The organism is Streptomyces sp. NPDC017246 (assembly GCF_044331325.1).
GTDB lineage: Bacteria > Actinomycetota > Actinomycetes > Streptomycetales > Streptomycetaceae > Streptomyces.
Genome location: NZ_JBIRMW010000002.1, coordinates 559,570 through 573,751, shown reverse-complemented (window position 1 = coordinate 573,751; position 14,182 = coordinate 559,570). Strand labels below are relative to the sequence as shown.

The window sequence follows — 14,182 nt, the reverse complement described above, 5'->3', positions numbered from 1 at the left end:
CCCCTCGGGAGGCGTGCTGCGTCGCGCGCCGTCCCAAGCGCATCATGACACGATCGGCCCGGTGATGTAGCTCCCGTCTTCGTCATACGGAAATGCGTTCGACCGACAGCCGTTCAGGCCCTTGATCTGCTGCATCATCGCGGGCGCGAGCCTGCCCGGACCCGGGCAGTCCATGTGCTGCCGGATACCGATCTCGTGTCCGACCTCGTGGTTGATGATCAGATGCCGGTACTCGGCGGCCTCCCCCGCGAAGGTGGGCGAGCCCAGCATCCACCGCTTGAGGTTCACCACGACCCCGTCGGTGGTCTCGCAGTTCAGCTCGCCGTGGGTGTCCAGGCCCTGCCGCAGGCAGAGCGCGTCGGCCGTGTCCGGGGTGGCGATCCGGATGACGAAGTCGGCGTCCTCCGAGACCAGCTGGAAGCGGCCCCGGCCGTGCGCGGCCCAGCCGCGCGGATGCGCCAGTATCCGCTGGATCTCGGCGGCCGCCCCGCGCGCCGACAGCTCGATCCCCTCCTCGACCTGGACCCGGTAGCGGCGCAGGACGCCGCCGTCGCCGATCGGCGCTCCGGAGGCCTGCGCGGTGGTGAAGGTCCCGGCGCCGGACTGCGGCACGGCCGCCTTCTTCGGGGGTGTCCTCGGGTTCGTCCGCTTCGCCTGCGGCGACGTCGACGGCGGCTTCGGCTTCTTCGGCTTCGCCGTCGTGGGCCGGGGGGCGGGAGCGGCCGTCGTCGGGACCGGGCTCTCCGTGCTCGGCTCCGGAGCCGGGGTGGTCGCCGCGGCGGCCCTGTCCTCGGCCACCGGACCGTCGAAGTGGCCGAGGGCCACGCCCGCGCCGAGCGCGACCGTCACCAGGGCCAGCGTCGGCAGCGCGAGCCGGCCCGCCGGGCCCCGTCTGCCTCTGCCCCGCCGCCGGCTCTGCTTTCGTCGCCGTCCGGCGGATGCGGCACGCTTGCCCACGGCAGACTTCTCCCCTGCGTCGGCCGGCTGTGGGGGAAGAGGAGTTGGGGCCTCGGTACCGGCGTCTTCGGTCCTGCGGTCCCGGGGATCGTACCGGCCGCGATCGAACACGATCGAACGGCTCGGGGGGTCCGTCCGGATTTCCCCCGGTCCATGGGACAGGGCGAAATCCGGACGGTGTCAGGCGGAAAAGGTTCAGCCGAGCGTCTCCGCGGCGGTCTCCGAGGAGTCCCGCAGGAAGGTCGAGCAGCGCTCGAACTCGTCCTTCTCGCCGATCTCGCCGGCCGCCCGGGCCAGCGCGTGCAGCGCGCGCAGGAAGCCGCGGTTGGGCTCGTGCTCCCAGGAGAATGGTGGAAGATGTACGCGATGGCGGGAGGGGATTACGACATGACCGAGCAGGAGTGGCTGGACAACCTCGCGGCCCAGCTGCCGGAGCGGAACCTGGAGTGGATGACGGACCTCGCCAGGATCTGCTCCACGGAGTGGACGGGCGACAAGCCCCCGACGGGGGACACCTCCCCGCCCGCCGTGGAGGCTGTCCCCCTTCTTTACGGCGACGCCTCGACGGCGACCGGCCAGCCGACGAGGTTCCAGGCGCCCGCGCAAACCGACGGGAGCTGACCCGACGGCCTCTTCATCCGGTGCCCTCTCCAGACGCTCCTCGACGCGGCCTCCCCCGCACGACGTCAGGGGAGGCGGGGCCGTTGCGCCACGCGGTTTCGCCGGGTCTTCCAGCGTCTGCGAGCCCAGTCGCCGGTTTCGCCGACGGCGACCAGAACGGCGGCGGACGCGACGCTCGGCGCGAGGCCGGCCGGGTGGCTCGTCGCATGCCCCAGAAGCCAGAGGGCCAGGGTGAGTACGGCCCACCAGGCAATGATCGATACGGCCTCACGTCGCCTGCGGCTGGTGCGGGGCACTGTTGCGGGCATGGCGTCAGGAGCCTTGGCGCGTGGTCACGACCGGGCGGTACTCACGCACCCAGGTGGTGACGCCCAGAACCAGGCAGCCGGCAACGGCGAGGGCCCCGCCGGCCGCCGTGCAGGCGAGGGTGATGTCGGGGGAGGCGCCGACTATGCGGGGGAGCGCGTTGACGGGCGCGGTGGCGTAGATCAGCAGGAGGGCGCAGCCGCGCGGCCGTACGGGAGCCAGTCGGCGACGCAACCGCTCGGGGACCCGGTCTGTGGCCATGGCCAGGCCCGTTGGCAGCACCGTGAAGGAGAAGAACGTGAGACCGATCCACTGCCACGTCATGGGGGCTGACTCCTGGGTATGCGCGGCAAGGTCCGCGTGGGCGGCTGTCGATTGCCGAGGTGAAAGCGCTGTACAGCGGACTACGGGGTGATGGTGACCCTACCGAGGACGTGGAGGGCCGCATCAGGGGGCCGCGCCGTCTGTCTGCGTGAGCCAATGCTGCCGGAGCCCGGCAATGTGTTCCCCGACGTGGAATGGCGTGCTCGGTCCTGCGCCGGGGCGAGCAGAGGGGGAGCCCGTGGCGAGGTCACTGAGCAGAGGGTCTCGCGCCTTCCCGTTCGCCGACCGGCAGCACTCATCCTGGCTGATGCTTCATTGCCGGGGTCCTCGGGCCGTACTCCGGGAGCAATGTGGCAAGCGCGCTCCCCGTGGCATGGCGGGTCGGAGCCAGGAGTAGCCAGGGGAGGGGAACATGGACTGGCTGTGGGACGTGTTCGGCGATGTCTTCATGCTGGTCTTCGGGCCGCTGATCGTGTGGACCGCCTGGGAATGGTGGCGTCAGCCCGATCGGGCTCCCGCGTGGGTGTCTCGTGGCCCTCGGTGGGCGGTGCGCTGCTGGGCGGCCGGTTTCGTTCTCATGGGAATCGGCATGGGCAGCAGCGGTGTCTACGGCCTGGCCGGACTGCCGGAGCCCTGGGTGGTCGGCTTCTGCCGTGTCGCCGGGCCGATGCTCTACCTCATCGCCTTCTGGCGCCCGCCCGTCCATGGGACGCGGCGGCGCGGTGAGAGGCGGTCGCCGGTTTCCGGCGCGGCCGACGGGATGACGGAAGGGGGTCGGGACGATGACGGATCGCCGAAGGATCACATGGCGTGAGACGGGCTGGGTGCTCGCGGGCTGTTGGGCGGTGTGCGGCCTGGGTGGGGTACTGCTGTCCTTCGTCGGCGAGCCGTCGCCACCTGTCGCCTTCGCGGTGATGACGCTGCTCGTGCAACGGTTCTGGCGGCGTCGGGACTGGGGCGCGGGTGTGTTCGCAGGCTGCGCCGGTTCCGTCGTCGTCCTCGGCGCTGTGGAACTTCTGCGGCCGTTGACGGGCCGGGGCGTGGCGGACCCGCTCGCCACCGGGCTGGGGGCGTCGGTGGCAGTCGTCGCCTTCACGGTGATCACACAGGCAAGGTCGGTTCGAGCGGGGAGGACGAGTGCCTGACAGTCCGCGGCGTCTCGCCTTGCCGTCGGTTTCGGCCTCCGCACGTCGGCGCACGGTGTGGCACCGGACATGGGGTGCGTGCGCGGCCCTTCTGGGCCTCGCGGTGACCCTGCTGGCGGGAGCGATCCTCCTGGGCGTGGTACCGGAGCTGATCGACGACGAACAGGCGTATGCCGCTGCCTCTCCGTGTCCCGCTTCCGCAGGCGTGGCCGAGGGCTGTCTCCGTGACGTGACGGCGACGGTAGTGAGCACGGTGATCAAGGACGAGGCCGAGTACGAGGAGTTCTCGGTACGTCTCAGTGGACCGCGCGAGGTCTCGGATGTTGTCGACATGGACGCGGCCGGCCCCCTACTCAAGGATCTACGGCCTGGTGACGTCGTGACCGTCACGCTGTGGCAGGACTACGTGGTCGCCGTGGCGAAGGACGGCCTGTCCCAGGAGACGGCCGACACCCCGCTGGGTGAGCCCCAGCTCGCCGCCGCGGTGGGATCTGCCCTGCTGCCGGCCGGCGCCTTCACTGCCTATGCCGGAGGCCGGGTGCTCGTCCGGGCACGCCGCTACGGGGAACGAGGGCTTCCCCGGCTCCTCGTGGTCCACGGCAAGGCGGCGTTCGGCGCGATGCTGTGCGCTGTGCCGGCCATGGTCGTGGGGGACCTCACCGGCGTCCCGCTTCAACTGGCGGTCTGGCTCGGGCTGCTGCCCGCGGTCTGGTGGTACGTGCGCCGCCGCGAGCTGCGGGGCAGAGGTCGGCACGCCGCCCCGGCTCTCCAGGACCGATGACCGACGTCGGCAGTCAGCGGAATTCTGCCGCGTGCCGCCCGGACCCCCTTCCCGCAATCACGAGCAGCAGAAGGAGAATTGCCCCTATTCCTGGCCTCTGCCAACCAGCAAGCAATCAACCAGCTTGCCCAGCAAGACACTTCCGAGTCAGATCCACTAAACCGAACACGCCATCAAGATCACCAGTCTCGCTGCAGCGCGGGATTCACCGAAAGCGCCCCTATCGCTTCGGAGCATCGCAATTGCCAAGCCAACCACTATCGCCATCAACAGCCACAGAATGGCACTGGCAGGCAATCCACTGTTCCCCAGGCGGTGTTACTCCCCCCACGGCTTCTCCTACCTTCGGAACAGCCCTGTTCACGCAACGTCGCGAAGGCGTCGGGCACACCCACCGCCCCTCACCACCCGCGCGAGGATCGACCGCGCCGCAACCGGCGATCCACGAATGCCGCCAGGACCGAGCCGACCACCGGCGGCCCTGCGACCCATCCGATCACCGACGCCGCCCGCCCGGGCTCCCCGCCGGTCATCAGCGTCACCGTCCCGACGCCCAGAGAGAGAACCAGCAGCACGGAAGCCGAGCCCCCAGAGCACACCTGCCCACACAGACCTCTGGATCAACCGCGATGGTAGGCGCGGCTGGAAGATCACCTGGCCTCCCGGCCAGATAGATACATGAGGGACGACCATCATGAACCCGTCCATGACCATGCCAAGCACGGCGGGCACCGTCTCCGACACCCGTTCCTATCTCCACCCTGCGGTGATCTCGCCATGACGAGCCGATCAGGCACAGGATCTCGATTAGCCGGGGCGCTTTTGGCACGAGCGGCACACACTGTCGAGTCTCGCGTGAACGCTGCCTCGACGCCGCCACAGAAACTAATCACACCCCTCTTCACGAGATCTTTACACGTCGGAATATGATCCTCCGCTAGTCGCACTGACGACTGTTCAGGGGAGGAATTTCACGTATGAACGACCACGTATCGCCACCAGGCTGGACAGGTGGGAGATTGCTGTCCAGGCGGGCTCTGCAGAGAGTGGCGCTGGCGACGGCGGCGCTGATGGCGGTGGAGACCGCCATTGTCGTGGGCACCACGGGGCAGGCGGTGGCCTTGCCGCCGCAGCAGCCCGTTGCCGTTGACACCGCGCCTTATCCGACCGAGGCGGCTGACCTCGCGTCGGCTATGGTCGCTGCTCGCCTGTCGGGCAAGCGGGTGGAGGCGTTGTCGGAGCGGACGGAGTCGACCACGACGTGGGCTAATCCGGACGGGACGGCCACGTCGGACTCCGCGTCGGGTCCGGTCCGTTTCCGTGACAAGGCGACGGGCGCGTGGCGGAACATCGACGTCGGCCTGACGAAGTCGGTGGACGGTTCGGTGGTCGCGAAGAACCATCCCCTCGCCCTGAAGCTGGGCGGCAGGACCCCCGCCAAGCTGGCGGCGCGCGTGATGGCGTCAGGTGACGCCGGTGAGCCGCAGACCGCACCGGTACCGCTCGTGTCGCTGGATGCCGGGGACGGTCGGTCGCTGGACCTGTCGTGGCGTGGTGTGCTGCCGGAGCCGGCGCTGTCGGGGACGACGGCCCGGTACGCGGACGTACTCGCGGCGACGGACCTGGTCATCGAGTCGACCCGTACGGGTTTCGAGCAGTTCCTGGAGCTGAAGGACCGTACGGCGGTCGACGCGACGGGGTCGGTGACGCTGACGCTGAACGCCAAGGGCATCATGGCGCGGGCGAACGCGGACCGGTCGGTGACCTTCCTGGATGCCGAGACCGGCAAGCAGGTCGGTGTCCTGCCCGCACCGGAGATGTGGGACGCGACGGTCGACGAGAAGTCCGGCGAGCACACCCGGCGCGCGGACGTCGGGCTGAAGGTGACGCAGAACGGCGACGCGATCGACCTGACGCTGACGCCTGACGCGGCCTTCCTGGCCGACCCGGCGACGAAGTTCCCGGTGACGGTCGACCCAGCCGTGAACATCGGGGCGAGCTTCGACACGTTCGTGCAGGAGGGCTACACGAACGACATGTCGACGTCGACCGAGCTGAAGCTCGGCAACAACGGCTCCGGTCAGATCGCACGCTCGTACCTGCACTTCCCCATGGCGAAGATCACGGGCAAGCAGATCCTCGGCGCGAAGCTGAACCTGTGGAACTTCCACTCCTGGTCCTGCACCGCGAACAGCTGGGAGGTCTGGGACACCCCGCACGCCTCGACCGCCACCCGGTGGACCAACAAGCCCGGCTTCACCAACAAGTGGGCCACCTCGACTGCGACGAAGGGCTTCTCGTCCTCCTGCGCGGATGGCTGGGTCTCGCAGGACATCAAGAACCTCGCAGTCGCCTGGGCCGCCAACGGCAACAGCAGCAACTCGATGGGCATCAAGGCCACCAACGAGTCCGACCCGTATTCGTGGAAGCGGTTCAACTCCGGCAACGCCGCCTCGAACACGCCGTACGTGTCGGTCACGTACAACACCATTCCGGTCGCCGGGAACCCGATGACCGTCACGCCGGGCCGTGCGAACGGGGGCAAGAACTGGGTCACCACAACCACGCCGTACATGGGCTACGCCGCCAGCGACGCCGAGACGACGTTCCTGCGCTCCAAGTGGGAGCTGTGGGAGGGCTCGACGAACCTGGCCGTGTACGACTCCGGCACCTACGACCCGGTTCTGAACAAGACGGTCTCCTACCAGGTCATGCCGGGCAAGCTCGTCAACGGCCGAACCTACTGGTTCAAGGGCCGCGTCAACGACGAGAACGCCTGGTCGAACTGGACGCCGTCGGTGTACTTCACCGTCGACACCACCAAGCCCGCCACCAGCACCGTCACCTCCGATGACTACCCGGCCAACACCTGGTCCGGAACCCCGGACCAGGTGACCGGCAAGTTCTCCGGCTCGTTTGATTTCGAGCCGCCGGCCAGTGACGTCGCCGAGGTGCAGTACAAGCTGGACGGAGGGACCTGGCAGTCCGCCACCACTACCGGCACCGCTGTGACCAAGACCCTTACCTTCGCCGCGGGCAAGCACACCGTCACCGCACGCGCGGTGGACCCTGCCGGCAACATCTCCACTGAGAGCAGCCACGTCTTCTATGCCGGATCCGGAGCCGCGCTGCTCACACCCGGGCAGGGCGAGCGCCCGGCGCGGCGTGTGGCACTGTCGGCCGAGGGCCAGCCCTCGTACACCGGCGTGACCTACCAGTACCGCCGCGGTGAGACGGACGCGTGGAAGAACGTGCCGGTCGCCGATGTCCGCAAGGGCACGGAGACGGTGGCCACGTGGCCGGTCGCGGTAACGGGCGGGAAGCCCGCCGGGATGACGTGGAACATCACCGACAGCCTGGCCGAGGACGGTCCGATCGAGGTCCGTGCCGCATTCACCGACGGCACCACCACCGCCTACTCCCCGGCGAATGACATCACCATCGACCGCAACGCCGGCACCGCACCCTCGCAGGGAGCAGGGCCCGGCTCTGTGAACCTGCTGACGGGTGACTACACCCTGTCCGCTACTGACGCCTCCCTCTTCGGGGTGTCGGTGTCGCGTACGGCGTCTTCGCGCCGGGCCGATGCAGGTGCGAAGCAGGAGGGCCAGGCGGCGATCTTCGGTCCCCAGTGGACCTCCGGCACAGTCGCGGAGATCAGCGAGTCCGCGTGGACGTCTCTCAAGCAGACCTCGGCCACTTCGGTGGCCGTGGTGGACGCCGACGGCGAGGAGGTGGGCTTCACCGCCACCAACAGCGGCGGCTGGAAGCCCGAGCCCGGTGCCGAGGACATGACGCTGACCGGCTCCACGAGCACGCCGTTCACCCTCAAGGACACCGAGGGCACCGTCACCATCTTCACCAAGCCGGACGCGGCGGCCACCACGTGGCAGGTCGCCTCTTCCACGCTGGACGGTCTGGAGCAGTCCACCACCACGGTCATCTCCGAGAGCGTGACCGTAGACGGCAAGAAGCTCGCCCGCCCGAAGCTGGTCATCTCCCCGAGCTCCGCCGCATCCGCCGCCACGTGCACGGCCACGCCGTCCACGAAGGGCTGCCGCGCGCTGGAGTTCGTCTATGCCACCGCCACCACCGCGAGTACTTCTGTCCTCGGTGACTTCACCAACCAGGTGAAGGAGATCCGCGGCTGGTCCACCGAGTCCGGCGCAGCCACTGCCACCGCCAAGACGGTGCAGAAGTACGCCTACGACACCGCAGGCCGTCTGCGCGAGACGTACAACCCGCTGATCACTCCCGCGCTGAAGACGCAGTACGTCTACGACAGCGCCGGCCGTGTCACCAGCCTGACCCCGCCCGGGCAACTGCCGTGGTCCTTCACCTACGGCAAGGCCGGGAATTCCGCGACGGCCGGCGACGGGATGCTCCTCAAGACCAGCCGCAGCGGTCTGCAGCAGGGCAGCAAGGATGTCGAGTCGGGTACGTCGTCGACGAGCATCGTCTATGACGTACCGCTCACCGGCGCCAAGGCTCCCTACTCCATGTCCGCCACGGACGTGCAGACCTGGGGCCAGAGCGACGCTCCGGCCGACGCGACCGCAGTCTTCCCTGCCGACGCAGTCCCCGCCACGCACTCGGGCGACGACCTGACCGCCGCCGACTACGGCCGCGCATCGGTCACGTACACCAACGCCTCCGGCCGCCAGGTCAACACCGCCGCCCCCGGCGGCCACATAGCTACGACTGAGTACGACCAGTTCGGCAACACCGTCCGTGAACTCACGGCCGGCAACCGGGCCCTCGCCCTCGGCGGTACGCCGAAGGACCAGGCCACCCTCGCCGACCTCGGCACCATCGGCCTGTCCACCCAGGACCGCGCCGACCTGCTCACCACCACCTCCGTCTATGACGTCAAGGGGCAGCGTGAGCTGGAGGAGTTCGGGCCGCTGCACCGGATCTCGCTGAACGGCGAGTCAGCCGTTGCACGCTCGTGGACGGTCAACGAGTACGACGCCGGCCGCCCGACGGACGGCACGGCGAAGGTCGAGAACCAGGTCACCAAGGTCACCACAGGCGCCCAGATCCTGGGCACCACCGCGATGGCAGACCCGCGCGTGACACAGACGGTCTACGACTGGGTCAAGGGCCTACCGATCAAGACGATCAAGGACCCGTCCGGTCTCGCGATCACCGACACCACCGAATACGACACCCAGGGTCGCGTCACCAAGCAGCTCCTGCCCGGTGCGACCGGCACCGACGCCGCCACCCGCGTGACCACCTACTGGTCCGCCACCGGCACAGGCACCTGCCAGGGCCGCCCGGAATGGGCCGATCAGGTCTGCACCACCGGACCGGCCGGAACGATCACTGGCGGCGGTACGAACCCGGCCCAGCTGCCGACAGCCACGACCGAGTACAACTGGTGGGGCAACCCGTCCAAGGTCACCGAGACCGCCAACGCGGTTACCCGCACCACCACGAACAGCTACGACGGCGCCGGCCGTCCCCTTCAGACTGTCATGACCGGCGGGCTCGGCCAGACGGTTCCGGAGTCCACGACCGAGTACGACCCGGCAACAGGCCAGGCCGTCAAGACGACGTCGCCGACCGGAGGGACGATCACCAAGGAGTTCGACAAGCTCGGCCGCGTCGTCAGATACACCGATGCCGACGGCGGGGTCACCAGCACCCAGTACGACGTGCTGAACCGCCCGGTGAAGGTGTCCGACAGCGTGCCCTCCACGGCCACGTACAGCTACGACCACGGCTCCGAGCCGGGTGGTATGGCCACCTCGATGACCGACTCGGTCGCCGGGACCTTCTCCGTTCGGTACGACGCTGACGGTGCTGTCGCGGAAGAGAAGCTGCCCGGCGGCTATACCCTCGCCATCGCGAAGGACACCACCGGTGCGGTGTTGGCCCGGACGTACACCCGCGACAGCGACAAGCAGGTCGTGTACTCCGACTCCGTCGCAGAATCGGTCCATGGTCAGGTCGCCCGGCACAGTGGCTGGTCCTCGCAGGACTACGCCTACGACTCGACCGGTCGCCTCATCGACGTCGCCGATGTCATCGCCGACACGTGTATCCGACGCGCTTACGGCTTCGACAAGCGGACGAACCGCACCAGCCTGACCACAGCGGAGGGCGCTGCGGGTGCCGCCTGCCCCACCTCCGGAGGGGCCAGCACCATCTACACCTACGACAGCGCCGACCGACTCGTTGACGCCGGCTACGTCTACGACGCCTTCGGGCGTACCACCGACCTGCCGGGTACCCAGGTCGCCTACTACGCCAACGACATGGTTCACCAGCAAACCCAGGGCGCCGTCCGCCAGACCTGGCAGCTGGACGCCATGCAGCGGTTCCGCTCCTGGACCGTGGAAGAGAACGCCGGTACGTGGACCACGACCGCTGCCCGGCGCAACCACTTCGCCAACGATGGTGACAGCCCACGCTGGATCGTGGAGGACGTCACCGGCGGAGCGGTCACGCGTCTCGTCGACTCCGCTGCCGGAGATCTGACGGCGACGACCAGTGCCGAGGGGCACACGGTGCTCCAGATGACCAGCGTCCACGGTGACGTTGCTCTCCAGCTGCCACTGGACCAGGCAGATGCTCCTGTGGTGCTGGACAACGACGAGTACGGCAACCCTCGCTCGGGACAGCCCACCGCCCGCTACAACTGGCTTGGAGCGGCCAAGCGGTCCAGCGAGACCCTTGGGGGTCTCACTCTGATGGGTGTGCGGCTCTACAACCCGTCCACCGGCCGCTTCCTGACCACCGACCCCATCCACGGTGCCAGCGCGAACGCGTACGAGTACGCCTTCGGTGACCCGGTCAACAGGGTCGACCTGGACGGCAGGAAGCCGACGAAAACCACCAACTGGAAGCGGATCTCCACCTACTGGGTCAACGGCAAGTGGTACAAGTCGACCTACAGCAACATGCCTCGTCCGCTGCGAGCCTTCTTCCAGGGCATCATGGGCAGGTTCATGGTCGGGGTCTACATCGACAGCATGCTCTGGCAGTCCCGGACACGCTGGGGCGTCTGGGAGCGCTACGTAAAGGGCGCCCGGAAGACGAAGCGCGGCAAGGTCACCACGGGCTACTACAACTGGGCAGAACGGTCCCGGATCACTGCGTGCATCCCGTGGGTCGGCTGCTACACGAAGACCTCGCCGTGGGATGACGGCAGGTGGGGGTAGCAACAATCGGCGGACTGTGACCTAGCAATCAGCCGAGGGTGCGGGGTGCGGTGCGTAAACGCCCCCGCACCCTCGGCCGCGCGACTCCTTAAGGACCATTCATGCTCACCTTGAACATCATTCTTGGCCTCGGCTGTCTCACCGTCTTCTTCCTCGTCATCAGCCGATCCGCCGGATGGAAGGACGTCCTGCTCTGGGCTGCGGTCGCTGTCTTGGTGGTGGGTGGCATCGCACCTCGGCTCGTGGGCATCGCCCCGGGAACCGCGGCAGCGGTCGTCATCACAGCCGTGTCGCTCGCTGCGCTCGCCTTCGTGCTCGCCGCGATCACCAGGCGCCCCTGACGTACGACCTGGGAGGGCGGCGCCCAGAATGGTTAGGGAGGCTTCGCCCTTCCGCGTGATCGGTGCGCGGTAGCGTCGCCGAGGGAACCCGTCAGGGAAGGAACAATCACCGGATGCCGCACAGGACTGATGTCGCCGACAGCCGCGGCCTGATCCTCGACTTCGCCGGCGTGCTTACTGCCAGCCCGATCGATGTACACCGCGCCTGGTGCATGTCAGAAGGGCTGGCTCCGGGCGCGTGGCGCAGCACTCTCAACGAACACCCTGAGGGCCGGCGTCTCTACGCGGCTCTGGAGGTCGGGGAGATCGGGCAGGCCGAGTGGAACGAGGGCACGGCCGCACTGTTGGGTGCGCATGTGGATCCGGTGAACCTGATGGGGAGGGCCTGGGCCGGGGTGCCTGCGGCTCGCCGGATGGTCGCGCTGGCTCGTGCCGCGCGCGCCGCCGGCCATCGGCTCGCCCTGCTGTCCAACAGCTTCGGGCTCAACCCGTTCAACCCCTACGAGCACCTGGGCATCTGGGACCTGTTCGACGTCCATGTCGTCTCCGAGCTGGTGGGAATGGCCAAGCCCGATCCGGCGATCTACGAGCTGGCCTTGGAACGGATCGGGCTGCCCGCCGAGCGGTGTGTGTTCGTGGATGATCACGCGGTGAACCTGCCTCCGGCAGCCGACCTGGGCATCGCCACCGCTCATGTCACGGACGAGGATGAGGCCGTGGCCGAGCTGGAGACCCTCCTCGGCGTCACGGCGGAGATCACCGCGTGAAGGCAACTGCAGTCTGAGTAGAGGCTGTCGGGCCGGATGCTCTTGCCAGTACTGTCCGCGTGGGGCCCATCATGCGGAGGTTCTGGATCATGCAGTGGTCGGAGTACACCACCTCTGAGCGCCTGAAGGCGTTGCGTGGAGGCATGACACAGGAGCAGTTGGCGGAGGCGGCTGGCGTGTCCGTCGGCGTAGTCCGCAAGCTCGAACGCGGCGGGACCGCTTCTCTCCCGTCCCTGCTGTCGATCGCCGACGCACTCGGTACGGACATCGCCGTGCTCCTAGGCCAGGTTCGACGCTGCGGATCCGGGAGAGCGGGAGGCCGCCGCCGGCGTCCTGATCGACACCTTCCAGACCGCAGGCATGGCCGCCAACGTCCTCGGCTCCCGAGACCTCGCGTATGCGGCGCTGACGTACGGCCGCCAGATCGCCGTGCAGGGCGGTGACGATCTGCGCGATGCCCATCTCGCCGCCACGACCGCGTGGGTCAACCTCCGGGATGGCCGCACAAAGCAGGGGTTCCTCCTCGCTGCGGCCCAGGCCGACCGGATCGAGCCGAAGATGAGCGAGCATGATCCGGACCGGCTGAGCGTGTACGGGCAGCTCGTCACGAACGCCGCCGTCGCCGCCTCCCGGGGCGGAGCTCACGCCGACAGCGCTCGCGAGTACCTCTCCCAGGCGCACGCCGTCGCCGCCCGCATAGGCGACGAGCACGCCCGTGGCGCGCACGCCCAGCCATACGGACCGATGTACGCCGCCACGCAGGCCATGAGCATCGCCGTGGCCCTCGGCGACACGGCCGGCGCGCTGCGGCTCATGGACACCGTCCGCCTGGACGACTCCGTGCCTCTCGCCACTCGGGCCCGCTACGGCCTGGACGTCGCCCTCACCCAGGTCGAATGCCGCCGGTGGGACGCCGCTGCCGACACCCTCCAGGCCGTCTGCGCGATGGCCCCGGTGTGGGTACGCCACCAGATGCTTCCCGGCGTCATCATCAGCCGACTCGCAGGGGTGTCCGTCAACCGTCTCAGGGGTCTCGCCGACTCCGCGGGCGTACCTCTCGGCGTGCGCTGACCCTCCCCGACACTGCCACGACCCGTAGGAGGCGACGAGGCTTCCGCCAGCCTGACTACTACGGGTCGTGACACACCCCTGAGCAGGCTCGATCCCGCTGCCACGGAGCGTGGCACAGCAGCCGGGTACGGACCGCCACCGGTGCCACAGGCCGTGCCTGGGCCCGCGCACGGCTGCCCAGCAGCCTTGTGGGCATGCCGAGTAACCCGCCCGGCGGCCTCGGGCACGTGCCCATCGCCGTCTACACCTGCGCCGCCACCTCCCCCACCATCCGCGAGGGCGAGGAGAACGGCCGCCGCTACGCCGAGGCCCGCCATTGGCGCGTCGCCGGTGCCTGGTCCGACTCCGACCCGGCGGTTCCGCTCGCGGAGCGGCCCGGATGGCAGGCCGTCACGTTCGCCCTGTCCGACGGGATGATCCGGGGCGTCGTCGTCAGCGAGCTGGCCCATGTGGCCACCGATGCCGCCCAGTTCGCTGCTCTCGGTGTCCTCCTCCGCGACCGGGGAGGGTTCCTCGTGGACGCGTCGAGCGGCGTCCCGGCGCGTCGAACCCCGGGTCAGGCCCCTCGTCGCCGCGCCATCGCGGACGCGGCCTCGGGCCGGTTCACCCAGCCGGACCCGCCCGAGGGCAACGGCTCGTGAGCGCCCGCGCTCGCCACCGGCCTCCCCGTCTCCGCCTCCGTCACACCCGTGCACCACGC

Annotated in this window: 11 protein-coding genes and 1 pseudogene; 9 read left to right on the top strand and 3 right to left on the bottom strand. The window is 68.9% G+C overall.

Going from position 1 to position 14,182, the window contains the following annotated elements; translation table 11 throughout:
• Positions 1 to 42 precede the first annotated feature (42 nt).
• Positions 43 to 957 (bottom strand): DUF3152 domain-containing protein, encoded by a 915-nt coding sequence (locus tag ACH4MY_RS07425; RefSeq protein WP_397998796.1) that lies wholly within the window; start codon positions 955 to 957, stop codon positions 43 to 45.
• Positions 958 to 1,152: 195 nt separating this feature from the next.
• Positions 1,153 to 1,308 (bottom strand): annotated as a pseudogene (locus tag ACH4MY_RS07420) (DUF3151 family protein); the annotation flags it as partial.
• A gap of 36 nt (positions 1,309 to 1,344) precedes the next feature.
• Here ACH4MY_RS07420 and ACH4MY_RS07415 point away from each other — a divergent pair.
• Entirely contained in the window at positions 1,345 to 1,578 is a 234-nt protein-coding gene (locus ACH4MY_RS07415; protein ID WP_397999444.1) for a hypothetical protein, read from the top strand.
• Between the two features lie 312 nt (positions 1,579 to 1,890).
• Here ACH4MY_RS07415 and ACH4MY_RS07410 read toward each other — a convergent pair whose 3' ends face one another.
• A complete protein-coding gene (locus ACH4MY_RS07410) occupies positions 1,891 to 2,208 on the bottom strand; it encodes a hypothetical protein (protein ID WP_397998793.1) in 318 nt (105 codons plus the stop codon).
• A gap of 412 nt (positions 2,209 to 2,620) precedes the next feature.
• Here ACH4MY_RS07410 and ACH4MY_RS07405 point away from each other — a divergent pair, with 412 nt between their 5' ends.
• The 8 genes from ACH4MY_RS07405 to ACH4MY_RS07370 all read left to right on the top strand — a co-directional run bounded on the left by ACH4MY_RS07405 (position 2,621) and on the right by ACH4MY_RS07370 (position 14,123).
• Positions 2,621 to 3,022 (top strand): hypothetical protein, encoded by a 402-nt coding sequence (locus tag ACH4MY_RS07405; RefSeq protein ID WP_397998790.1) that lies wholly within the window; start codon positions 2,621 to 2,623, stop codon positions 3,020 to 3,022.
• A 560-nt stretch (positions 3,023 to 3,582) separates the two neighbouring features.
• Positions 3,583 to 4,134: a hypothetical protein gene (locus ACH4MY_RS07400; protein ID WP_397998787.1), complete on the top strand. Its 552-nt coding sequence runs from the start codon at positions 3,583 to 3,585 to the stop codon at positions 4,132 to 4,134.
• Between the two features lie 1,193 nt (positions 4,135 to 5,327).
• Entirely contained in the window at positions 5,328 to 11,303 is a 5,976-nt protein-coding gene (locus ACH4MY_RS07395; protein WP_397998784.1) for a DNRLRE domain-containing protein, read from the top strand.
• Between the two features lie 101 nt (positions 11,304 to 11,404).
• The gene (locus ACH4MY_RS07390) at positions 11,405 to 11,644 is read left to right on the top strand and encodes a hypothetical protein (protein WP_397998781.1); all 240 of its coding nucleotides are present in this window, start codon (positions 11,405 to 11,407) and stop codon (positions 11,642 to 11,644) included.
• A gap of 113 nt (positions 11,645 to 11,757) precedes the next feature.
• Entirely contained in the window at positions 11,758 to 12,411 is a 654-nt protein-coding gene (locus ACH4MY_RS07385; RefSeq protein ID WP_397998778.1) for an HAD-IA family hydrolase, read from the top strand.
• Positions 12,412 to 12,482: 71 nt separating this feature from the next.
• Positions 12,483 to 12,854, top strand: a complete 372-nt coding sequence (locus ACH4MY_RS07380; RefSeq protein WP_397998775.1) for a helix-turn-helix domain-containing protein — start codon at positions 12,483 to 12,485, stop codon at positions 12,852 to 12,854.
• Positions 12,772 to 13,482: a hypothetical protein gene (locus ACH4MY_RS07375; RefSeq protein ID WP_397998772.1), complete on the top strand. Its 711-nt coding sequence runs from the start codon at positions 12,772 to 12,774 to the stop codon at positions 13,480 to 13,482. The genes ACH4MY_RS07380 and ACH4MY_RS07375 overlap by 83 nt, the downstream gene beginning before the upstream one ends.
• Positions 13,483 to 13,676: 194 nt before the next feature.
• Positions 13,677 to 14,123, top strand: coding sequence for a hypothetical protein (locus ACH4MY_RS07370; protein ID WP_397998769.1), 447 nt, complete (start codon positions 13,677 to 13,679; stop codon positions 14,121 to 14,123).
• The last annotated feature ends 59 nt before the right edge of the window (positions 14,124 to 14,182 follow it).